Origin of the sequence: Paracoccus caeni, assembly GCF_016629665.1 — a bacterium.
In the GTDB taxonomy this organism is placed as follows: Bacteria; Pseudomonadota; Alphaproteobacteria; order Rhodobacterales; family Rhodobacteraceae; genus Paracoccus; species Paracoccus caeni.
In genome coordinates, this window is the sequence record NZ_JAEPRQ010000001.1 from 566,362 (window position 1) to 588,141 (window position 21,780).

A 21,780-nucleotide genomic window follows, 5' to 3' on the forward strand; every position below is an offset into this window, starting at 1 on the left:
CCTTAACCGCGCACGCCCTTGAAACGCTCTTCCCATTCGGCGCGCTGATCGTCGGTGATCTTGGCGAACAAAACCTCTGGCACGGTGAAGGCATGACCTGCTGGCAATGCCTCCAGCGCCGCTGTCACATCATCGGGCCAGTCCGCATTATCTGTTCCCATGGCCTGCAGCATCGCGTCCGAAGTGAACGGGATGAACGGCGACGACAACACCGCATAAAGCCGGATCAGATTCAGCCCAAGGCGCACCTGCATCGCTGCCTTTTCGGGGTCGGTCTTGAAGGTTGACCAAGGGGCGGCTGATTGCAGGTATTCGTTACCCAGAACCCAGATGGCGCGCAGTTCCGACGCGGATTTGCGGACCTCCATCGCCTGCATGAAGCCTTCATAGGCACGGATACGGGTTGTCAGCGCGTCGAGAAGCTGTTGCTCCTCATCGCCGTAGCTGCCGCCAGCCGGGATTTCCTCGCCGAATTTCGAGCGGCAGAACTTGGTGATGCGGCTGACGAAATTGCCCAGCACATCGGCCAGATCCTTGTTCACCGATTGCTGGAAATTCTCCCATGTGAATTCACTGTCACCGGATTCCGGGGCGTGGGACAGCAGCCACCAGCGCCAGTAATCGGCAGGCAGGATCTCCAGCGCCTGATCCATGAAGACGCCGCGCCCCTGCGAGGTCGAGAACTGGCCGCCGTCATAGGTCAGGTAGTTGAAGGATTTGATGTAATCGACCAGCTTCCACGGCTCGCCCGATCCGATGATCGTCGCCGGGAAGGACAGAGTGTGGAAGGGCACGTTATCCTTGCCCATAAACTGGGTGTAGGTGACATCTTCCGCGCCTTCGTCCAGACGCCACCAGCGGCGCCAGTCGGCATCGGATTTTCCTTCGGAATCAGCCCATTCCGCAGTCGCTGCAATATATTCGATGGGCGCGTCGAACCAGACATAGAAGACCTTGCCCTCCATCCCCGGCCAGTCTTGATCGCCGCGTTTCACCGGCACGCCCCAGTGCAGATCGCGGGTGATGCCACGATCCTGCAAACCGTCGCCGTCATTCAGCCATTTCCGCGCGATCGAGGTGGTCAGGATCGGCCAGTCCTTCTTGCCGTCGATCCATTCGGCGATATCGCCCTTCAGCGTCGATTGCCGCAGATAAAGGTGCTTCGTCTCGCGCACCTCAAGATTGGTGCTGCCGGAAATGGCGCTGCGCGGATTGATCAGATCGGTCGGATCAAGCTGCTTGGTGCAATTCTCGCACTGATCGCCGCGCGCCTTGTCATAGCCGCAATTCGGGCAGGTGCCCTCGATGTAACGGTCGGGCAGGAAGCGACCATCGTCGATGGAATAGACCTGCTTTTCAGAGACTTCGCGGATATAGCCGTTATCAGCCAACTGGCCTGCGAAATGCTGGGTCAGCACCCGGTTGCGGTCGCTGGAAGAGCGTCCGTAATGGTCGAAACTCAGCCCGAAACCGGCGGCCAGCGCCGATTGTTCGCCATGCATCCGTGCGCAATAATCCGCGACAGGCTCACCGGTCTTGGCGGCGGCAAGCTCTGCCGGGGTGCCGTGTTCGTCGGTGGCGCAGATGAACATCACCTCATTGCCGCGTGCGCGCAGGTAGCGGGCATAGGCATCGGCAGGAAGCTGGGAACCGACGAGGTTCCCCAGATGCTTGATGCCGTTGATGTAAGGCAGGGCAGAGGTGATGAGGTGGCGGGCCATGATGCGTCCTTGTCAATGCGCGTGTATGTAGCCCCGTTGCATCGTGAATGAAAGTGGCCGGGTGCCGCTTTGAGGCTTGGCCAAGAAGCGCAACCGACATCAGCCGCAGATCAGGATCGCCAATCCGGGCTGCGCTGCGGAACGCTTATTCTTCGAAGACCTCTTTCGCCAGAAACAGCCCGTTCAGCGCGGCGGGAAATCCGGCATAGACGGCCATTTGCATCAGGATCTCGGTAATCTCGGTCCGGGTCAGCCCGACATTCAGCCCGGCGCGGATATGGACCCGCAATTGCGGCTGCGCATTCCCCATGGCCGCCAGCGCCGCGATTGTCGCAATTTCGCGGTCCCGATGGGACAGGCCGGGGCGCGCATAAATATCGCCGAAGGGAAATTCCAGCAGATAGGTGGCGAAATCGGGGGCGATATCGGCCAGCGCGTCGATCACTGCTTGACCGCCCGATCCGTCAATTTGCGCAAGGTTGCGGTGGCCGCGTTCAAGCCGTGTTTCGGTCGTTGTCATTGCTGGTCCTTTCCATGTCATATCCGGCGATCTTGCCGTCCAGCACGTCCAGAGTGGCCTGAAGCGAGGTAATCCGTTGCGCCACCAGCGCCCGCCGCTTTCGCAGAATGTCGGCGCGCTGATCGCTTGTCCCGGCACCCTGCTGACGAAGCCTCGCATAGCGCAGCATTTCGGAAATCGGCATTCCGGCTGCCTTCATATGGCCGATGAAGGTGACCCAGATCAGGGTTTCAGGCCCATAATCCCGATGCCCCGAGCCGTCGCGATCCGCGCGCGGCATCAGCCCGATCCGTTCATAGTAGCGGATCGTATGCGCGGTAAGGCCGCTGCGGTGGGCGAGATCGGATATCTTCATGGCGTCTGTCCGTGTCGGAAGTCGGGAAGGATGCATGTTCGAGCGTACTCGAAGTCAAGCGTCAGAACGAATTTCTGAAAAGGCGGCGCGCCGTAACGTAAAATTAACTATTTATCATGATTTTGTGATTGAATTCGTGAAACAGGCTTTACCCGTTGAACGCGAATGTTTATGGCGTCGGGCTATTATCTTACCAAAACGGATGGATTTCATGCAGCCTTCACAAACGCATCAGGTGCAATTCACCGGAAATGCAAAAACCTTCTTTGGAATTTGGATCGTCAACATCCTGCTTTCGATTGTCACGCTTGGGGTTTACTCGGCATGGGCGAAGGTAAGGACGAAACGTTATTTCGCACAGAATACGGTGATTGACGGTCGCCATTTCGATTACCATGCGACGGGCGGACAGATTTTTGCCGCTCGCGTGATCATGGTGCTGGCGCTGATCCCCTTCATGATCCCCTTCGTCAACCTTGTCGCCATTATCGTGCTGCTGTTCGCCTTTCCGTGGCTGCTGAACCGCTCGATTGCGTTCAATGCGCGGATGACCAGCTTCTCGCGGGTGCGGTTTGGCTTCGAAGGAAGCTATGGCCGCTCGTTCCTCGTGTTCATGCTTTTCCCGCTGCTCAGCGTCTTCACGCTTTATCTGGCCTATCCTTTCGTGGCGCGTGCCGTGCATCGTTATACGATCGGCGGCCATCGCTACGGCACTGCGCGCTTTGCCTTCGATTCCGGTGTGGGACCGTTCTACAAGGCGTTCCTGCTGGCAGTCGGTTGGGCGGTTCTGGCGCTTGTCGTGGGCTTCGTAGCCATTGGCGGTATGCAGTTGTTCGAGGAAATGGCCTATGCCTCGGCCACGGGGGTTAATCCCGATCCGGCTATCATGGTGCGTTTTGGCCTTCTCTATGTGGTGTTCTTCGCAGCCATCCTGCCCGCGGCCTTCATCTATCAGGCGTTCCTGCGCAATGCGGTCTATGAAAACACCACGCTTGAGGGTGGGGTCCGCTTCCGCTCGACCGTGACGCCGGTGCAACTGATCTGGATTGCGATCTCCAGCGCGGTCGTGGCGGTGCTGACGCTTGGCCTGATGCTGCCTTGGGCACGGGTGCGGCTGGCGCGCTATCTGGCACAGAACACGCAGGTGCTTGCCACCGGTTCGCTGGACGAATTCGTCGGGACCGAGGCGGCGAAGGTCACCGCTCTGGGCGATGCCTATACCGATATCGAAGGCATCGATCTTGGTGTCGCCATCTGACGTGAAACCCTTTCACGCCGAGGGTCATGCCTATCCACCACTCAGCTCGCGCCGGATTCCGGCGCGGCTGGTCTGGCGGGACGGCGGGATGGCCCGCCTGCAGGATCATGACGGCAATTTGCTGACGGACGGAGTGCCGCTTGGGATCGAACAGATTCCGGGCGGCCCTTTGCTTGTCGAACTGCCGGGCGACTGGCAGTTCGAGGCAGCGCCGGGCAGCGATGTCTCGACCCTGCCGGGACCGCGTAAGGGGCGCAGGCTTTCGCGCGCCGAGGCATGGCATCCGCGGCTTGCGCTGGTGGTTGGCCTCTGCCTGTTCGCGGCATTCGCGATCTGGCGGTGGGGGCTGAGCGTTCTGGTCGCTGTCGCCATGTGGGTGACGCCGGAAAGCGTGGTCAAGGTGATCGATGCCGGGAACATGGCGGTGATCGACCGCACCTTCGCCGACGACAGCCGGACAAGCGCCGCCCGGCAAAAAGAGGTTCAGGCGATCTTCGCCAGATTGCGCGAGCAGGCACCGCCCGCGCCTTGGGGCGAATACCGGCTGCTGTTCCGCGATATGCCTGCCATCGGCCCGAACGCTTTCGCCATGCCGGGCGGCACCGTCGTCGTCACCGATCAGTTGCTGGAACGTTTCGACGATCCCGACGTGATCGCGGGCGTTCTGGGACATGAACTGGCACATGTGTCCGAGCGTCACGTTCTGGCGCAGCTTTACCGCGCAGGGACCAGCTATCTGCTGGTGACGTTGATCGCGGGCGATCCCGGCCCCCTGCTGCAGGACATGCTGCGAGAGGGGAACCTGCTGCTGTCGCTGTCCTATTCGCGCCACCACGAGGCCGAGGCAGACCGCCTTGGCGTCGCCACCGCAACCGCTGCCGGTTACGATGGTGTGGCGCTGGCGCGGTTCTTCGAGGCGCTGGAAGAGGATTTCGGGGCTGATGGTCCAAGCTGGCTCTCGACCCATCCGGCGCATGGCGACAGGATTGAGCGGATCAGGGATATGGCGGGGTCGCAGTAAGCGGTTCCGGCTAGGTACAGACTGTCGCGTCGCAGGGCCGCAACCACATCCGTCTTGGAGGAGCGTTCACATGGTCGATACGGTCGCGATTGTCATAACCTTGGGCATATTCGCTCTGATTGCTCTGCTGGTCTATACGATCCGCAGTTCCAAACATCGTGGGCAGCCGCGTCGTCGCGGTGATGACGGTTATGTGGTATCGGGTGACGGGGTCGCCGCGTCTGACCATTCCAGCAGCTCGGATTCAGGCGATTGCGGCGGGGGCGGAGGCGGGGACTGACGCCTTATCTTGGACCGCTCGGATAGGTCGGTCGGCCCTTGCCTCTGCCAGCGGAAAGCGACAGCTTCACCCGCATGATACCCGAATCCGATGTCACCTTCGCAGGCAGCTTTCTTGACCGGGCCGACCATCTGCGCCGCGACGAGGCCGATATCGCCCGCCGCTTGGCCGATCCCGCAAACCGGGTGCTGCCGTTCTGGCGCGGCAAGGCGCTGTTCGACCTGACCGATGACGGTCCGCGCCTCGCATGGCTGTCGGCAACCGATCCCTTGGTTCGCGACTGCCCCGAGCCGCCCTTGTTCATGGGCATCGATGACCATGGCCTGTCCCATTTCGCCATCGACGTGTCGCACATCGCACCGCCCGACGAAGCGCCTGCCGAGTTCGTAGACCGGCAGACGCTGGACCTGAGCGAAAGCCGCAAATTCATCGATCTGCGCGCAATCATGGGCGACATCGCTCATCTTGACGCGGGCATTGCCGCAGCGGCGAAGGGGATTTTCGAATGGCGGCAAAGCCACCGCTTCTGCGCCAATTGCGGCAATCCGGTGCAGGTCGTCTATGCCGGCTGGCGTTGCGATTGTCCGGCCTGCGGGCGGCAACATTTCCCGCGCACCGATCCCGTGGTGATCATGCTGGTGCTGGACGGGGATCGGGTGCTGCTGGGCCGACAATCGATCTGGCCCGAGAAGATGTATTCGCTTCTGGCGGGCTTCATGGAGCCGGGCGAGACCATCGAGCAGGCGGTTCGCCGCGAGGTCTTCGAAGAAACGGGCGTAAGGGTCGGAGAGGTGCGCTACCTTACCTCGCAGCCCTGGCCGTTTCCGGGGTCGCTAATGATCGGTTGCGTTGGTTGGGCAGAGACGCGCGATATCGTGATTGATCCACATGAGCTTGAGGATGCGATCTGGATCGACAAGGCCGAGATTGCGGAGGCTTTGGAGGGACGCCACGACCGAATCGCCCCGGCACGCAAGGGTGCGGTAGCGCAAATCATGCTGAAAGCATGGGTCGAGGGACTGGCGCCCGGCGCAGACTGACGGGATCAGTCAGGCGCGTTTGCAACCGGATCGGAGCGCATGATCAGGGCGCGGCGCAGAACCTCATCGACATGCTGTGACAGTGGCAGGTTGCCGGTCAGAACCTGCTGGATCGGCCACCATGCAGCGGCCAGCGCGTCGTCTGCGGCGACGGGATCGCCGGTTGGATCATCACACAGCACGGCGGCCAGCAGAAAATGATACCGCAACGCACCATCCGGCGCGCGCAGGATCAGGTCCACATTGTCCAAATAAAGGCGCGGTGTCGCGATAATCCCGGTCTCTTCGGCTAGTTCGCGCGCGGCAGCGGCAAGCGCAGTTTCACCCGGTTCGACATGGCCGCCGGGGAAACCCCAAAGGCCCGCATCGGGGGGATTGCGGCGGCGGACCAGCAACACCTCGTCGCCGCGCAGGGTTACCGCAAGCGCGGCAAGGCGCGGGAAATGCGCCACAGGATCAGCGGCGACGGTCGCGGCGCGAGCTCATCGGCTGGAAGGCAACGCTGACATGCGCCTCGCAATAGGGTTTACCGGGCTGGCTGGGCAGGCCGCAGAACCAGAATTTGTCGGTCGCCGGATCGCCGATCGGCCATTTGCAGGTCCGCTCGGTCAATTCCATCAGCGTCAGCTTGCGGGCCTTCTTCTCGACCTCGCGGACCGAGGCCAGCGCCTCGGGGCTGATCTCATTGGCCGAAGGCTGCGGCGGCAGCGGCTGGCCCGCAGGCACGATGGGGCGGCGTGGAACCGGCGTAAACGTCGCAGGTTGCGCGGCCACCGCGGGCTTTTCGGCCGGAGCAGCTTCGGGCTTCGCAGCGGTGGGCTGTGGCTCGGGCTTCGGCGCGGCGGGTTTCTTTTCGGCCTTTTTCTCGGCAACAGGCTGAGGCGCGGGGGCAGCGGCGGGTGCCGCCTCGGCCTCTTCCGTGCGGTTCGACAGGCCAAGGCGATGCACCTTGCCGATGACTGCATTTCGCGTCACGCCGCCAAGCTCCTTGGCGATGGCGCTTGCGGACTGGCCTTCGCCCCACATGCGCTTCAGCGTCTCGACGCGTTCATCCGTCCAGGACATGGCTGCCTTTCCGGGCGGATCCGTTCCCGCCGCCCCATCTTGAAACCTGAGAGTAGTCCCGTCAGAAACGGGATGCCGAGATTTAGCGTCAGCCACGCAGGAATTCAAGGACCGCAGCATGACAAGACCGATCAGCCCCGAGATTTCCCGAATGGGGGTGCGCCGCTTTGGTCGCGTCAACTGGCTGGGCCTGTGGACCCTGACCCGCCGCGAGGTGATGCGCTTCATGGCGGTCTGGCAACAGACGCTCTTTGCACCTCTGATGACGGCGGCGCTGTTCGTGCTGGTCTTTGCGCTGGCATTGGGGCAGGGGCGGGGCGAGGTGATGGGCCTGCCCTATCTGCAATTCCTTGGGCCGGGCATCCTGATGATGACGGTGATCCAGAACGCCTTCGCCAATACCTCAAGCTCGATCACCTCGGCCAAGGTGCAGGGAAATATCGTCGATACGCTGATGCCGCCTTTGTCGGCGGCGGAACTGCTGACCGGATATCTGGCCGGGTCGGTGGTCCGGGCCGGGCTGGTGGCGGTGGTCATTGGCAGCGGTATGGTGCTGGTGACGGGGGCGGGGATCGCGCATCCGGCCTGGGCGGTGACCTTCGTGCTGCTGGCGGCGCTGCTGTTGGGGGGCTTGGGCATCCTTGCCGGCATTCTGGCGCAGAAATTTGACCAGATGGCGGCGATCAGCAATTTCATCATCACCCCGCTCAGCTTTCTGTCGGGCACCTTCTATTCGGTTCAGGCGCTGCCTGCGCCCTTCGACACGCTGTCCCACTGGAACCCGATCTTCTACCTGATCGACGGCGCGCGCTATGGCGTCACCGGGGTCAGCGACGCGCCGCCCCTTCGTGGGCTGGTTATCTGTACCGGCGTGGTGCTGCTAGTCCTCTATGTCGCATGGCGCTGGCTGAAATCCGGCTACCGGATGAAACCGTGATTGCGCGGGGCGATTTTCCGCGCTATGCCCGGTCACATGATCGCATGGACCGCCTTTACCGCACGCTCCCGACGTTGACGTTTCGTCAGCGACCGATCCTTTCTTGCCTTTAAAATCTGTCATGCCATTCGGGGAATCCGCCATGATTTCGCATGTTCTGCCGACCTATAACCGCACCTCCTTCGCGTTCGAGCGGGGCGAGGGTTCCTGGGCCATTACCGCCGACGGCACCCGATATCTGGACCTTGGCGCGGGAATCGCCGTGAACGTGCTGGGCCATGCCAATCCCGAACTGGTCGCCACCCTGACCGAGCAGGCGGGGAAGATCTGGCATGTCTCGAACATCTACCAGATCCCGCAGCAGGAAAAGCTGGCCGATCTGCTGGTCGAAAATACCTTTGCCGACACCGTCTTCTTCACCAATTCCGGCACCGAGGCGGCGGAACTGGCGATCAAGATGGTCCGCAAATACTGGTATGAACAGGCCCAGCCCGAACGCATCGAAATCCTGACCTTCGAGGGCGCCTTTCACGGCCGCTCGACCGGCGCCATCGCGGCGGCAGGGTCCGAGAAGATGACCAAAGGCTTTGGCCCGCTGATGCCGGGCTTCAAGACGCTGCCTTGGGGCGATCTCGACGCGCTGGCAGCGGCAATGGGCAAGAACACCGCCGCCGTCATGGTCGAGCCGGTTCAGGGCGAAGGCGGCATCCGCCCGCTCTCGGACGATGATCTGCGCCGCATCCGGGCGCTGTGTGACCAGCACGGTGCGCTGTTGATCCTGGACGAGGTACAATGCGGCATGGGCCGGACCGGACGGCTTTTCGCGCATGAATATGCGGGGATCACCCCCGATGTGATGATGGTCGCCAAGGGCATCGGCGGGGGCTTCCCGCTGGGCGCGGTGCTGGCCACGGAAGAGGCCGCCTCGGGCATGGTCGCGGGCACCCACGGCTCGACCTATGGCGGCAATCCCTTGGCCTGCGCCGTCGGCGCAAAGGTGATGGAGATCGTCGCCACCGACGAATTCCTGTCCGAGGTGAACCGCAAGGCATCGCTGTTCCGGCAGAAGCTGGAAGGACTTGTCTCTGCCCACCCGGATATTTTCGAAGGCGTGCGCGGTCAGGGCCTGATGCTGGGCCTGAAGATGAAAATCGCCCCGACCGAGATGGTCGCGGCGGGATATGACCAGCATCTCCTGACCGTGGCCGCTGCCGATAATACCCTGCGTCTGCTGCCGCCGCTGAACATCAGCGACGAAGACATCGCCGAGGCGGTCACGCGGCTGGACAAGGCGGCGGAAAGCCTCGATGCCTGACTATGCCTTCAGGCCCGTCACCCGCGACGACCTGCCGATGCTGGCAGAGTGGCTGCGCCAGCCCGAGGTCGCGGCATGGTGGGGCGGGCCTGACCGGCAGATTTCGCTGGTGACCGAGGATCTGGACAGCCCGGCCATGGAACAGGTGCTTGCGTTGCGGGACGGCGTGCCGCTGGGCTATGCGCAATATTACCCCGCGCATCACTGGCCCGCACCGCAATTCGCCCATCTGCCCGCCGACACCATCGCCATCGATGTGTTCGGCGGCCCGCAAGGCTGGGGACATGGCGGCCAATGGCTGCGCGCCCTTGGCGATCTGCTGCTGCTCGACACGCCCATCCTCGCCATCGACCCCGATCCCGAAAACACCCGCGCCATCCGCGCCTATGAAAAGGCCGGCTTCACCGGCGATGAGATCCGCACCGACAGCGAAGGCCATCCGGCCCGCATCATGACGCGCCGACGATAACGCTTCTTCTTCATGCAAATATCCTGGGGGAGGGCGCGCATCGGCGCGACCGGGGGCGAAGCCCCCTTGACCCCGACCTTCCAAGCGGGCTTGCTGGCCCAAATCCTTGAGAGCTACACAGATGAAGCATTTTCTCGACCTGCACACGACCGACAAGGCAGATCTGAGGTCGATCATAGATCAGGCGCTGGCAATGAAATCGGCGCGGAATGGCCGCCCAAAGGGCAGCCCCGATGACGAATTGCCGCTGGCCGGGCGCATGGTGGCGCTGATCTTTGAAAAACCCTCGACCCGCACCCGGGTCAGCTTCGATGTCGGCGTGCGTCAGATGGGCGGGCAGACGATGGTGCTGTCGGGTTCCGAGATGCAGCTCGGTCACGGCGAAACCATCGCCGATACCGCCCGCGTTCTGTCGCGCTATGTCGATCTGATCATGATCCGCACCTTTGAAGAGGCCACCCTGCAAGAGATGGCCGAATATGCGACCGTCCCGGTCATCAACGGGCTGACCAATCGCACCCATCCCTGCCAGATCATGGCCGATGTCATGACCTTCGAGGAACATCGCGGCCCGATCGCGGGCAAGAAGGTGGTCTGGGTCGGCGATGGTAACAATGTCTGCGCCAGCGTGATCCACGGCGCCGGGCAGTTCGGATATGATTTCACCTTCACCGGCCCGCCGCCGCTGGATCCCGAATCCGAGGCGCTTGAATTTGCCCGCGCTCAGGGCGTCCGGGCCGAGATCGTCCGCGATCCGATGGCAGCGGTTGAGGGCGCCGATCTGGTCATCGCCGACACATGGGTCAGCATGCACGATCCGCAATCTGCCAAGGAACGCCGCCACAACCAGTTGCGCGGCTATCAGGTGAACGAGGCGCTGATGGCGCAGGCCAAGTCGGATTCGCTGTTCATGCATTGCCTGCCCGCCCATCGCGAGGACGAGGTGACCAGCGCCGTCATGGACGGCCCGCATTCGGTGATCTGGGACGAGGCCGAAAACCGCCTTCACGCCCAGAAGGCAGTAATGCGCTGGTGTCTGGGTGTGTGACTGATGGCGCGGCGGTGACAGGGGGCAGGCCCACAAGCCTGTCACTCGTCGTCGCGCTGATTGCGATAGTGGCTGCCACCTCGCCCGGTTCAGCAGAAAACCACGGCACCGAAGATGGCCTTGGGCGATGCGACCGTGATCGGGCAAATGAGTATTTCAGGTATCGTCTTGAGATCGGCGGCGTGGGTGTCGGTCAAGTTCCGGCATTTCTTGATCCGGCGCAGCGACAGTCCTTGCGCGCGGCCTTTTCGCAATTGGAACTGCCGGACGACAGAACCACATTCGTCGTTGCCCACGACCCGTCGCTCGATTTCTACACCGGCAGTTGCGGCGCGTTGCCCTGCACCATGGAAGAGGTCGCGGAACCCGAGCAGGCATGCCTGCGAGAACATTGGGACAATTGTTACTATGTCGCCACGCGCCATGCCGGGGAAACGTTCTGCCTGCTGAACGAAACTGAATAGGGCGCGTCACCGGGCGACGGGCGCTCTAACCGCGCCGTCTTCAATCCCGCAACAGGGCCGCGCCGGTCGCGATGTCAGTGATCAGGCCGTTTATCAACCCGCCGGTCAGCGCGGCGCGGATCGCGGCGATCTTGCCCGGACCATAGGCTACACCGATGACCATGGTGGTCTCGCGGGGCGGAATCGGTGCTGAGGCGACGCGATCATTGCTTAGCCCCTCGATCAACTTGCCATTCGCATCGAACGCCCAGCCGGTGATTTCACCGACCGCGCCCGCGTCCACCAGCCCGGCCAGTTCGTCCGTGGTCAGGAAACCGTCCTGCCGTAGCGGTGCCTCTCGATCGACGGTGCCGATACCGACGAAGGCAACCTCTGCCGCGCCCGACATTTCGATCACCCGGCGAATGGTCGGCTGAGTGGTGATCGCCTGCCGTTCTTCCTTCGATGGGGTGATGACCGGCAATGGCAACGGAAAGCTGCGCGCGGTAACCAGTTCCGACATCGAGAACAGCACGTTGTAATAAGCGGTAGAGCCGTCGGGAGAGATGTTCCCGGTCAGCGACACGATTCGGTGCTGCGGGCAATCCAGATGCGGCAACTCGCCAATCCCGCCGCGCAAGGTGCGCCCGGTCCCGATAGCCAACGTGATCGGATCGGCGCGCCGCAGCCAGCGCTCCATCTCGTCCGCCAACAGCAGTGACACCCCGGCCTCGGGGGCATCGGCGGGCGCGATTTCACACAGGCTCAGGTTCCAACGGGCGCGTAAATTCTGTGCCAGTTCCATGCATTGCGCGAAAGGGTGGTCGATGCGAATTCTGACCAGACCCTCGGTCATCGCCTGCGCAACCAACCGCTGCGCGGTTTGTCGGGACACGCCCATGACACTTGCGATCTCATCCTGGGTCTTGCCGGCGACATAGGATAGCCACGCCGCCCGCGCGGCCTGCTCTAGCTTGCGGCCCTGATTTGACATAGCTTCCCGTTTCAGCCCCTGACGCAAAGGATTTGCGCAGAAGCTAACCGTCAGAGGCATCAGCGTCCAGTATTCAGCCCTTCGCCAATGCGATCAATTCAGCAACCGACCGCACGGAAAGTTTTTCCAGAATGCGTGCGCGATGGTGATCGACGGTGCGCGGGCTGATTCCCAGATGGGCCGCGATCTCTTTGCTGGAGGTTTCCGAGGGCTGTTCGACCATGCGTTGCACGATCTCTTTCTCGCGCGCGGTCAGCACATCGAAACGGGCGCGGTGCTTGCGCGCTTCTTCCAGATTCGATTCTCGTTCGGCCACCAGTTGAAAGGCGGCTTCGATCCGTTCGACCAGCGCCGATTGACGGAAGGGTTTCTCCAGAAAATCGATCGCACCCGCCTTGATCGCCTGCACCGATTCCGGCACGCCGCCATGCCCGGTGATGAAAATCACCGGCAGCGTCACCTTCATCGCGTTCAGGTATTTCTGAAGCTCCAGCCCGTTCATCCCCGGCATGCCGAAATCGAGGATCAGACAGCCCTGACGGCTGGGGCGATACGTATCCAGAAACTCATGCGCCGAGGCGAAGCATTCGACCACATAGCCGCGTTTTTGCAATCCGCGGGAAAGGGATTTACGGATATCTTCATCGTCATCCACCACATAGACGGTCAGAGGCGTTTCCGAGGTCGTGGTTTGGGCCTGGCTCATGGCGTCGGATGATGACCTTCAGCAAGCAATATTAGCAATACTTAGAAAGTCATAGTCACCCCGCATCAGTCAAGCAAGCTGATGCACGGGCAGATTGAAAGCGAAGACAGAACCACCACCCTGACGGTCTTCGTGCCAGATTTTTCCGCCATTCGCCTCGATGATCGAGCGGCAGATGGACAGACCCAACCCCATTCCGTTCGATTTGGTCGTTTCGAATTTGGTGAAAAGATCCAGACCGGGCGGGACGCCGGGGCCGGTATCCTCGACACTGATGCGAACATTGTCATTGACCAATGCCCCGCGCACGGTGATCCGACGCGGATTTTCCGGCGCGTCCCCAAGGTCGATGGCCTCGATGGCGTTGCGCAGCAGGTTGACGATCACCTGCGCGATCTGGACCCGATTTCCCAGAACGGGGGGAAGCTGATCGACGCCTTCGGTTAGAATCGTCACATCGGCATCGGTCGCTTCGGCGCGAACCAGATGCAGCGCCTGTTGCAGCAGGGTCTGGAAATCGAACCCGGTGCGCGTGCCCTTGTCCTTGTCGATGAAGCTGCGCAGCGCCCGGATGATGTCGCCCGCGCGCAGCGCCTGCGATTCGATTTCGCCAAGGATTACTTGCAATTCCGGCTCGGGCGACGGCTGCTGATTCAGCACAAGCCGCGCGGTGTCGGCATTCTGGGCGATGGCGGCAAGCGGCTGGTTCAACTCATGCGCCAGCCCGGTCGCCATCTCACCCATCGTATTGCCGCGGTTCAGATGGGACAGATCCTTCTCCAGCTGCTCGATCTGCGCGGCTGACTGCTTGACCTGCGTGATGTCGTCCAGCGTCAGCACGGCATGCAGGGGCGTCCCTTGCCCGTCGCGGATCAGAATGGTGTTGATCCGCACCCAGATCACCGCACCATCTTTGCGCAGGCAGCGCAGTTCCGAATTCACGTCAAAATCGGCCGTGACCGGATTTTCGGCCAGTAACAGGAACATCCGCTCATCCGGATGGATCAGATCGGCCAGGCGAAGCTGCAGCAGCTCTTGCTCGGAATAGCCGAGAATCTGGCTAAGCCGCGAATTGACGCGAATAAATTCGCCCCCCGAAGCGGCAATCTGCGCCATGCCGCGCGATGCCATGTCAAAGGTCTCGCCATATTGCCTTTCGGCGGTGCGGCGCGCGGCGATTTCTTCCATCAGGGTTGTGTTCGCGCGCTCAAGCTCACGATAGGTTTTCGGAACCTTTGCACCGGGATCAAGCTCACCTTGGGAAATCAGTGCTGCGCGCACAGCGAAGGCACGGACAGGGCGGCTCATGATCTCTGCAAGAACAAGGCCGATGACACCCGTGATGATCGCGATCAGCGCGGCAAGCCAGATATTCAGCGCCCGGTTTCGTTTCAGAACGCCGGTAAAATCTTCCTCGGGCGCATAGACCGCAATCGTCCAGGGCAGGCGCTTGTCGATCACCGGCATGATTGCGGCTACATAGGGCTCTTTCTCATAGACGAACTGCGTCGGCGTCTCGACCGCGACGGGAATGCCGCCTGCCAATGCCAGCGGGCCAAAGGCCGCGCGCGCAATCGGATCGCCAAGCTCGCGAATGTCCGAAAAACGCAACGTGCCGTCGTCCTGAATGGTCTTCAGCAAGCTTTGATCGGGATGGGCGATCACGTCGCCATTGTGGTTGATGATCAGCGCCTTGCCATGCATGCCGATATTCAGCCGCGACAGGAATTCCGAAATCATGCTGATTTCGATATCGACGCCGACAACCCCGCGAACACTGCCGTCAGGGTTGGTCACCGGAGCGGCAAGCGTGATCCCCGGCTGCTGTGACGAGAAGAAGATATAGGGGTCGGTCCAGATCGTGGTCAGTTCGGCGCTGGCTTCGCGATACCAAGGACGGTCGCGCGGGTCGAAGCGATCCAGCGGGTCCATCTGCTGCGCCACCGCCGTGAAATCCTTGTTCCGCCAGATCAGTTGCGTGTTCCGCACGCCATCCTCGTAGGTGATGACCTTGGTGCGGAACGCGCCCGGCCCGTTCGGACTGCGCATCACATAGACGAAGCCGCCATCCGAGCGGCCGAAATAAAGGCCCGCGAATTGCGGTGCGATCTGCAATTGCTGGAACAACAGGCTTTCAAGCTGTCGGGTATCGTCGCCAGTGATGACCTCGTTCTGCGCCAGCCGCGCGGCCAGTTCTGCCGCGCCTTGTGCCGGGTTCAGGAAGCCCTTGGAATGTTCGATCGTATTGACGCCGACATCGCGCAAAAGATCGCGCGCATGTTGGATCAGCGCCCGTTCGGAGGTCACATAGGACGAGAACACGACCACCAGAATTGCCAGAAACTGCAGCCCGGCGAAGCCCAAAGCCATCAGCGCGCTGAGCGAATTGATCATCCGCCCCGGTCTCGAGGCGGAACGGCGAGGCTCGGTGTCCACCTGCGGCGCGGTGCGGGTCTTGGTCATGACGTGCTTGTCTCACTGGCGGCCACCATGGCCGGGCGCCCAACATGCTGGTTTCGCATGCTCTTATCAGGCTGTCAGAAAAATGGAACGAATTTAAGAAAATACCAGCTTCGCAGAGGCGCTGAAACTAGGCAAATCTGCCTAGGCAATGATGCGAATTTACCTTCCTTAACCTTCGTGTGACAGAGGCTTCGGCGCGTCCAAGCGCCCTTCCCGACGCCATGTTGGCCGGGGTGAAACAGGAGGCTTATCCTTCTGCTGTAGTTGGTTGGGTCCATTTTTTCCGGACCAGTGTTTCTGTCGGCTTCGAGTCCCCAAACTCGAAGCCGACGTTTTCAAGAAGTCTTCCTTACTATCTCTCCAAGATACGACTCCCGGACCCGCTTGCCGCTCCCCGTGCAAGCGGGTTCTTTTCATTCGCCTATGCCTGAAATGTGCTTGCCGTTGCGGCAACTCGCTCTGGACGGTTGCGGGTCGTTTGTGCGACTTACCGCGCGCGAGAGACGCAACCAGACAAGGTCAGGACAGGTAGAACCATGCAGCAATCGACCAGAGTCGCTATCGTCACCGGCGGTCTTTCAGGGATCGGTCGCGCTGTCGCCGCGCGGTTGGCGCGGGACGGAGCGACGGTTGTGGTCGGGGCCAGACGCGGTGCGCAACCGGATCTGACCTGCGATCTGACCGATGAGTTTGGCGACCGGATCACATTTGACCAACTGGACGTGCGCCTTTCCGAAAGCTGCCGCGATTTCGTCGGGCAGGTTCTGGCGCGTCACGGGCGGGTGGATATTCTGGTCAACGCTGCCGGGCTTTACGAAGAGGCCGCCGTGATCGGCCATTCGGATCAGGTCTGGGACGACACCATCGACACCAATCTGACCGGCACGTTCAAGATGATCCGCGAGGTGATGCCCGGCATGGTCGCGCAGAAATGGGGGCGGATCGTCAACATCGCCTCGGTCGCGGCGCATCAGGGTATGGCGCAGAACGCGGCCTATTGCGCGTCCAAGGCGGGACTGCTGGGCCTTGGCCGCTGTGTCGCGCTGGAAGGGGCGGCGGCGGGCGTGACCTGCAACAGCGTCAGCCCGACATGGGTCGAAACCGAGATGCTGAAGAAATTCATCGATGCGGAAGTCGCCGCGGGCGAGCCCATGGCCGAGGTCCGCGCCCGTTACGAGGCGTCGAACCCGCAGGGCAAGCTGGTCCAGCCAGACGAGGTCGCCGAACTTGTTGCCTATCTGACCAGCGAGGCCGCACGCGGCGTGACCATGGCGGATTATCAGATCAACGCCGGCTCGCTCTGGTAGGTCAGCCGCCGTGACAGCAGAGCCTCTGCGTCCGAGATCTCCACGAAGTCGCCGCCGACTGCGTGTCGCCACGCAGCCTTTGCCTGTGCGTTTTCAAACCGGGCATCGGCTTGCAGGATCAGCGGATCTGAAGCGATCAGACGCCGGACCGCATCGGACAGTGGCGCGCGGGCAAGCCATGTTTCGGGCGGCAAGGTTGGCATCTTGGGGCGGAGCGGCGCATCCGCGATCAGGTTGTGCCACCCCAGATCGTCCAACGCGGGCAGCCCGACCAGAAACGCCGCCGCCGCCCTCACGTCGGTCATGGGAAAGGTCAGACCTGCCGGAACGCTGCCTATTTCGCGGCAGGCGGCAAGGATGATCTCGCAAATGTCGCGGACGTTCGGAGCATCCAGATCGTAAAGCGATGGCAGCCGCACGATGGCCGCTGGAATGCCGGATGCGGCGATTTCGGCCTCGGCAGCGATCTTGGCCGCGCCGTAGCCCGAGCAACCTTCGTAGAGCGTCGTTGGGCCTTCAGGGTGAGGACCGCCGGTTTCGGGGAAAACGGCGGAGGAGGACGAGAAGCGCAGATCAGCCCCGGCATCGCGGCAGAATTGCAGGACTGTCTGGATGCCGGTGCGTGACCATTCCTCCATCCGCGCGCGGTCCACCGCCAGATTGACGGTGGCGGCGCAATGGATGACCTGACGCACTTGCCGACAGAGGCTGTCATAGGTCGCCCCGTCCAGACCAAAGCGCGGATCGTCGATCGAGCCGGTAACGGCCACGATGCGCGCGTGATCAAGGCCGGGGGCGAGGGTATCGAGACGGCTTTGCGCGTCCCGATTACGGGGGCGGATCAGGCAATAGACCACCTCATCCAAGGGCAGCCTTTCCAACGCTGCGGCCAGCACATGCCCGCCAAGAAAACCCGTCGCGCCGGTCAGCAAGATGCCCTTGCGGTCAAAGCCCGTCGTCGTGGCGGTCGCCGGGGCATCAGTCAGCAACTGGTGCAACCGGATCAGCGGCAGGTTCAGCGCCCAGTCGAAATCCACGCGGCGCTGGTAATGCGTCTCAAGCGACAGGATCAGATCGACGCACATCAGGGAATCGCCGCCCTGATCGTGGAAGGATCGCGCCGCGTCGATCTGTGCGGTTCCACAACGCAGGATTCGCGCCGCATGGGCAACGGTCGGCAGCGCGGCGCTATCCTGTGGTGCTTCGGCGGCGACGATGTCTGGCAGCGCCTTGTAGTCGCATTTGCCCGAAACCTGATGGATCGGGATCGCGTCGAGGCGCAACAGATAGGAGGGCACGCAATAGGCAGGCAGCACCTTGCGCAGCGCCGCAGAAAGCGCCTCTGGCATCCGGTTGTCCGAAGGCTCGATCTGCCAGTTCTGCGCGTTATGGGCCTGCTGCGCGGCATCGGCGGTGTAGTAGAAGACCAGCGCCTGACCCTGTCCCGCGATCTCTCGGACCCATGGGATCGCCTGAGTGAACCGCAACAGCCCGGCCATCGTATCGGACAGTTCTCGCGTCTGGATGCTGTGCCCGCGCAGTTTCAGCATATGCGCCACCCGGCCCAGCACCGTGATCTGACCATCCTCGGCCACATAGCCCTGATCGCCGGTATCGTAGAGCCGCGCCTTGCGCCCCTCGATCTGCAATTCGCGGAAACGGCGCGCGGTTTCTTCGGGCCGGTCGATATAGCCCGGACCCAGCATCCGCGGACCCTCGAAATGCAGAAGGCCGGTCACGCCGGGCGGACAGGGCTTGTCGTCATCGTCCAATACGACCGCCCGCAGATAGGGCATCGCACGGCCCACGGTGACACCTGCCGTCGTTGACGGTCCGGTCAGTTCTGACATGCAGATGTCGTGGGTTTCGCAGATGCTGTAGAGGTTCCACAGCTTCGCCTGAGGCAATTTGGTCCTGATCTCGGAGATCAGTCGATTGCTGACGACCTCACCGTTCAGGATGATCCTTTCCAGCGGGAGCCCTGCCAAGGAACCAGCGTCCACGGGGTCGAGGATTTTCTCAAGGAACGACGGGGTGAACAGCATTTCCTGAATGCCGTGATCGGACAGGAATGCCACGAAAGCCTGCGGCGACAGCAATTCATCAAGGCCGGGAAAGCAGACCTCTGCCCCATGGCGCAGCGGACGGAACATTTCCCAGATCGCGAAGATATAGACGCCGACTTTCATGCCGGGATGATAGGGGGCGTATTCCTCGCGCCAGTGATAGGACAGCAGGGCGGAATCGTGGGTGACGGGGATGCATTTCGGGCGTCCGGTCGTGCCCGAGGTGGCGACCAGATAGATCGCATCGCTCGGCAAGACCTGCGCCGCGCGGGTCGCCGCGCCCGCCGCTTCGCCCAGCAGCGATGCCGCATCGACGACGCGGACATGCGGCGGAAGCTGGTCTTCCTTCGGCTCCTGCGAGGTCAGGATCAGATCGATGCTCAGCTCTGACAGGATATTACCCAGAACGGCTTTCGGCATCGCCGGGTCCAGATGAACGAAGGGGCGACCGTCGATCACGCAGGCGGTGACCGCAGCGCCGAAGAGGGCACCGGGCACGCCATAGACGGCGACTGCCTTTTGCCCGGCGAGCACAGGTCTGGCTGCCTCTGTGAACGCCGCAAGCTGGGCATAGGTCAGGCAAAGCCCGCGATCGCGCAGGGCAATTCTGTCGGCATGTCGGGGCAGGGCCTCGGCAAGTTCGTCGGCAATCGAACGGAAGGGAGGGGTCATCGGTCCGCCGGAATATGAGAAGCTGCGAAACAGAGATCGCGGTGGTCGCCGCAATATGACCAAAGGTCAAGCACGTATGTGTTAACGCCGGGCCAGCAAACGGTGCGGTTGCGCGATGCCCGGCGGCGGCTCGATCTGAGACCGGAACTTCCGTCGCAATCCATCGCCTTGAGTTTTATCGCAAACCTGATCCGGTTTCCGATTTTCGTCCGTCGTGTCGCTGTTATTGAAACGGACCTTTCGGCCACCCGCTGATTTGTCCTATGTTTGCGGCGATACGAGGCAGATGGAGGGCAAAATGGACCTGATGGGCAAGGCGACCGAGATCGTGGGGGGAATCATGGTGGGCCTGCGCCGGGCGCATTCGCCCAAGGTTCAGGCGATCGGACCAGAGCCGGCCATTCCCGACCCGAAAGCGCAGGGCATCATGACGCTGAAGATGCCAAGCGCGAAAGGCTGGGCGCCCGGCCATCTGCCGACCACCGCGCCGGGGCTGAAGGTGAACGCCTTCGCATCGGGTCTGGATCACCCCCGCTGGATCGAAGTGCTGCCGAATGGCGACGTGCTGGTGGCCGAAGCCTGTGAAGAGCCCGGCCCGCCGAAATCCTTCATGGACCGCGCGGCGCAGGCGACGATGCGCCGTGCCGGGGCGCTGGTCCGCAGTGCCAACCGCATTACCCTGTGGCGGGACGAGGACGGCGACGGCGTGGCCGAGACGCGGCATGTGTTCATCGAGGGGCAGCACCAGCCCTTCGGAATGGCGCTTGTCGGCAATACTTTCTACATCGGCAATACCGACGGCATCGTGGCGTTTCCGTATGAGGAAGGCGCGACCAGTCTGACCGGAGAGGGCCGGAAGCTGGTCTCTTTCAAACCGCATGGTCACTGGACGCGCAGCCTGATCGCCTCGCCTGACGGGACGAAAATCTATGCGGGCGTCGGCTCGCTGTCGAATATCGGCGATCAGGGGATGGAGGCCGAGGAAGGTCGCGCGGCGATCTGGGAAATGGACATCGCCAGCGGCCAGTCGCGTATCTTCGCCTCGGGCCTGCGGAATGCCGTGGGGACCGCGTGGGAGCCGGTGACGGGCAAGCTGTGGACGGTGGTGAATGAGCGCGACGGTCTGGGTGATGAGACGCCGCCCGATTATCTGACCTCGGTTCAGGACGGTGGTTTTTATGGCTGGCCCTATTGCTGGTGGGGGCAGAATGTGGACGAACGGGTGTCGCAGGACCCGGCTTTGGTCGCGCGGGCGATCACGCCGGACTATGCGCTTGGCGGGCATACGGCCTCGCTTGGCCTCTGCTGGATGCCCGAGGGCACGCTGTCCGGTTTCGGCGAAGGCATGGTGATCGGTCAGCACGGCTCATGGAATCGCTCGATCCTCAGCGGCTATCGCCTGATCTTCGTGCCGTTCCGTGATGGACGACCAGACGGCGCGCCGCGTGACATCCTGTCGGGCTTCCTCAGCCCGGACGAGAAGTTTTCTTATGGTCGCCCGGTGGGTGTAACCGTCGGCGCCGATGGCAAATCACTGCTGATGGCCGACGATGTCGGCGACATCATCTGGCGGGTAACCGCAGCATGAGCGATCTGCCCGGCGATGCGCAGTCCCGCCTGACCATGGCGGTCGAAAGCCCGATGGCGGATGATCTGACATTGCTGTTTCAGCGCCACACCGCCGACATGCACGCCGATACGCCGCCCGAGTCGATCCACATGTTGCCGCGAGAGAGTCTGATTTCTCCCGTCATCGACTTCTGCGTGCTTCGGCTTGGCGGGCAGCCGGTCGCGATGGGCGCGCTGAAGACGCTGTCTCCGGGGCATGGCGAATTGAAGTCGATGCATGTCCTTGCCGAGCATCGCGGGCAGGGGCTGTCACGACGCATGCTGGAGCTGCTGATCGGTCGCGCGCGGGCGAAGGGGCTGGACCGAGTGTCGTTGGAAACCGGCGTGCAGCCGACCTTCGTGGCTGCGCGCGGACTTTACGCCCGAGCCGGTTTCATGGAGTGCCCGCCCTTCGGCGACTACCGTGCCGATCCGAACAGCGTGTTCATGACGCTTGAATTGTGATGCCTTGGTCGTCCTGCGTGACGCGAA

21 protein-coding genes are annotated in these 21,780 nt (G+C 62.3%); 12 read left to right on the top strand and 9 right to left on the bottom strand.

The genetic code is table 11. From position 1 onward, the window contains the following. Positions 1-2: 2 nt before the first annotated feature. From metG to JJJ17_RS02690, 3 genes are all read right to left on the bottom strand, one after another. Positions 3-1,721, bottom strand: coding sequence for a methionine--tRNA ligase (gene metG, locus JJJ17_RS02680; protein WP_200683579.1), 1,719 nt, complete (start codon positions 1,719-1,721; stop codon positions 3-5). A gap of 145 nt (positions 1,722-1,866) precedes the next feature. After that, positions 1,867-2,241, bottom strand: a complete 375-nt coding sequence (locus JJJ17_RS02685; protein ID WP_200683581.1) for a carboxymuconolactone decarboxylase family protein — start codon at positions 2,239-2,241, stop codon at positions 1,867-1,869. Next, positions 2,216-2,596 (bottom strand): MerR family transcriptional regulator, encoded by a 381-nt coding sequence (locus JJJ17_RS02690; RefSeq protein ID WP_200683582.1) that lies wholly within the window; start codon positions 2,594-2,596, stop codon positions 2,216-2,218. The genes JJJ17_RS02685 and JJJ17_RS02690 overlap by 26 nt, the downstream gene beginning before the upstream one ends. A 211-nt stretch (positions 2,597-2,807) precedes the next feature. On the opposite strand from JJJ17_RS02690, the gene JJJ17_RS02695 reads away from it, so the two are divergent. The 4 genes from JJJ17_RS02695 to nudC all read left to right on the top strand — a co-directional run bounded on the left by JJJ17_RS02695 (position 2,808) and on the right by nudC (position 6,195). Then, entirely contained in the window at positions 2,808-3,854 is a 1,047-nt protein-coding gene (locus JJJ17_RS02695) for a YjgN family protein (RefSeq protein ID WP_200683583.1), read from the top strand. Then, entirely contained in the window at positions 3,841-4,875 is a 1,035-nt protein-coding gene (locus tag JJJ17_RS02700) for a M48 family metallopeptidase (RefSeq protein WP_325168773.1), read from the top strand. Before JJJ17_RS02695 ends, JJJ17_RS02700 begins: the two co-directional genes overlap by 14 nt. Before the next feature lie 70 nt (positions 4,876-4,945). After that, on the top strand, positions 4,946-5,155 hold the full coding sequence (locus JJJ17_RS02705) for a hypothetical protein (RefSeq protein WP_200683585.1): 210 nt from the start codon (positions 4,946-4,948) through the stop codon (positions 5,153-5,155). A 74-nt stretch (positions 5,156-5,229) separates the two neighbouring features. Next, entirely contained in the window at positions 5,230-6,195 is a 966-nt protein-coding gene (gene nudC, locus JJJ17_RS02710) for an NAD(+) diphosphatase (RefSeq protein WP_200683586.1), read from the top strand. Positions 6,196-6,200: 5 nt separating this feature from the next. On the opposite strand, the gene JJJ17_RS02715 is transcribed toward nudC, so the two are convergent. Both JJJ17_RS02715 and JJJ17_RS02720 read right to left on the bottom strand, forming a co-directional pair. Then, positions 6,201-6,647, bottom strand: coding sequence for an NUDIX domain-containing protein (locus JJJ17_RS02715; protein ID WP_200683587.1), 447 nt, complete (start codon positions 6,645-6,647; stop codon positions 6,201-6,203). Between the two features lie 4 nt (positions 6,648-6,651). Beyond that, on the bottom strand, positions 6,652-7,260 hold the full coding sequence (locus JJJ17_RS02720; protein WP_200683589.1) for a GcrA family cell cycle regulator: 609 nt from the start codon (positions 7,258-7,260) through the stop codon (positions 6,652-6,654). A gap of 118 nt (positions 7,261-7,378) precedes the next feature. Here JJJ17_RS02720 and JJJ17_RS02725 point away from each other — a divergent pair, with 118 nt between their 5' ends. The 5 genes from JJJ17_RS02725 to JJJ17_RS02745 all read left to right on the top strand — a co-directional run bounded on the left by JJJ17_RS02725 (position 7,379) and on the right by JJJ17_RS02745 (position 11,493). Beyond that, positions 7,379-8,197 carry an ABC transporter permease gene (locus JJJ17_RS02725; RefSeq protein WP_234463845.1) on the top strand — a complete coding sequence of 273 codons (819 nt, stop codon included), beginning with the start codon at positions 7,379-7,381 and terminating at the stop codon, positions 8,195-8,197. 142 nt (positions 8,198-8,339) lie between these two features. Continuing rightward, positions 8,340-9,512 (top strand): aspartate aminotransferase family protein, encoded by a 1,173-nt coding sequence (locus JJJ17_RS02730; protein WP_200683591.1) that lies wholly within the window; start codon positions 8,340-8,342, stop codon positions 9,510-9,512. Further along, positions 9,505-9,981: a GNAT family N-acetyltransferase gene (locus JJJ17_RS02735; protein WP_200683593.1), complete on the top strand. Its 477-nt coding sequence runs from the start codon at positions 9,505-9,507 to the stop codon at positions 9,979-9,981. Before JJJ17_RS02730 ends, JJJ17_RS02735 begins: the two co-directional genes overlap by 8 nt. 121 nt (positions 9,982-10,102) lie before the next feature. Beyond that, complete coding sequence (gene argF / locus JJJ17_RS02740) at positions 10,103-11,029, top strand: ornithine carbamoyltransferase (protein WP_200683595.1); 927 nt, start codon at positions 10,103-10,105, stop codon at positions 11,027-11,029. A 68-nt stretch (positions 11,030-11,097) separates the two neighbouring features. Continuing rightward, on the top strand, positions 11,098-11,493 hold the full coding sequence (locus tag JJJ17_RS02745) for a hypothetical protein (RefSeq protein WP_200683597.1): 396 nt from the start codon (positions 11,098-11,100) through the stop codon (positions 11,491-11,493). Positions 11,494-11,533: 40 nt separating this feature from the next. On the opposite strand, the gene JJJ17_RS02750 is transcribed toward JJJ17_RS02745, so the two are convergent. The 3 genes from JJJ17_RS02750 to JJJ17_RS02760 form a co-directional block, all read right to left on the bottom strand. Then, a complete protein-coding gene (locus tag JJJ17_RS02750; RefSeq protein WP_200683598.1) occupies positions 11,534-12,466 on the bottom strand; it encodes a sugar-binding transcriptional regulator in 933 nt (310 codons plus the stop codon). Positions 12,467-12,539: 73 nt separating this feature from the next. Beyond that, on the bottom strand, positions 12,540-13,172 hold the full coding sequence (locus tag JJJ17_RS02755; RefSeq protein ID WP_200683600.1) for a response regulator transcription factor: 633 nt from the start codon (positions 13,170-13,172) through the stop codon (positions 12,540-12,542). Positions 13,173-13,241: 69 nt separating this feature from the next. Further along, entirely contained in the window at positions 13,242-15,635 is a 2,394-nt protein-coding gene (locus JJJ17_RS02760) for a sensor histidine kinase (RefSeq protein ID WP_234463846.1), read from the bottom strand. Positions 15,636-16,171: 536 nt separating this feature from the next. On the opposite strand from JJJ17_RS02760, the gene JJJ17_RS02765 reads away from it, so the two are divergent. Then, positions 16,172-16,942, top strand: coding sequence for an SDR family NAD(P)-dependent oxidoreductase (locus JJJ17_RS02765; RefSeq protein WP_200683602.1), 771 nt, complete (start codon positions 16,172-16,174; stop codon positions 16,940-16,942). Here the strand turns inward: JJJ17_RS02765 and JJJ17_RS02770 are convergent. Next, on the bottom strand, positions 16,915-19,680 hold the full coding sequence (locus JJJ17_RS02770) for an AMP-binding protein (RefSeq protein WP_200683604.1): 2,766 nt from the start codon (positions 19,678-19,680) through the stop codon (positions 16,915-16,917). The two genes, JJJ17_RS02765 and JJJ17_RS02770, sit on opposite strands and share 28 nt — an antisense overlap. Before the next feature lie 298 nt (positions 19,681-19,978). On the opposite strand from JJJ17_RS02770, the gene JJJ17_RS02775 reads away from it, so the two are divergent. Next, positions 19,979-21,268, top strand: coding sequence for a PQQ-dependent sugar dehydrogenase (locus tag JJJ17_RS02775; RefSeq protein WP_200683606.1), 1,290 nt, complete (start codon positions 19,979-19,981; stop codon positions 21,266-21,268). Continuing rightward, complete coding sequence (locus JJJ17_RS02780) at positions 21,265-21,753, top strand: GNAT family N-acetyltransferase (protein WP_200683608.1); 489 nt, start codon at positions 21,265-21,267, stop codon at positions 21,751-21,753. The genes JJJ17_RS02775 and JJJ17_RS02780 overlap by 4 nt, the downstream gene beginning before the upstream one ends. The last annotated feature ends 27 nt before the right edge of the window (positions 21,754-21,780 follow it).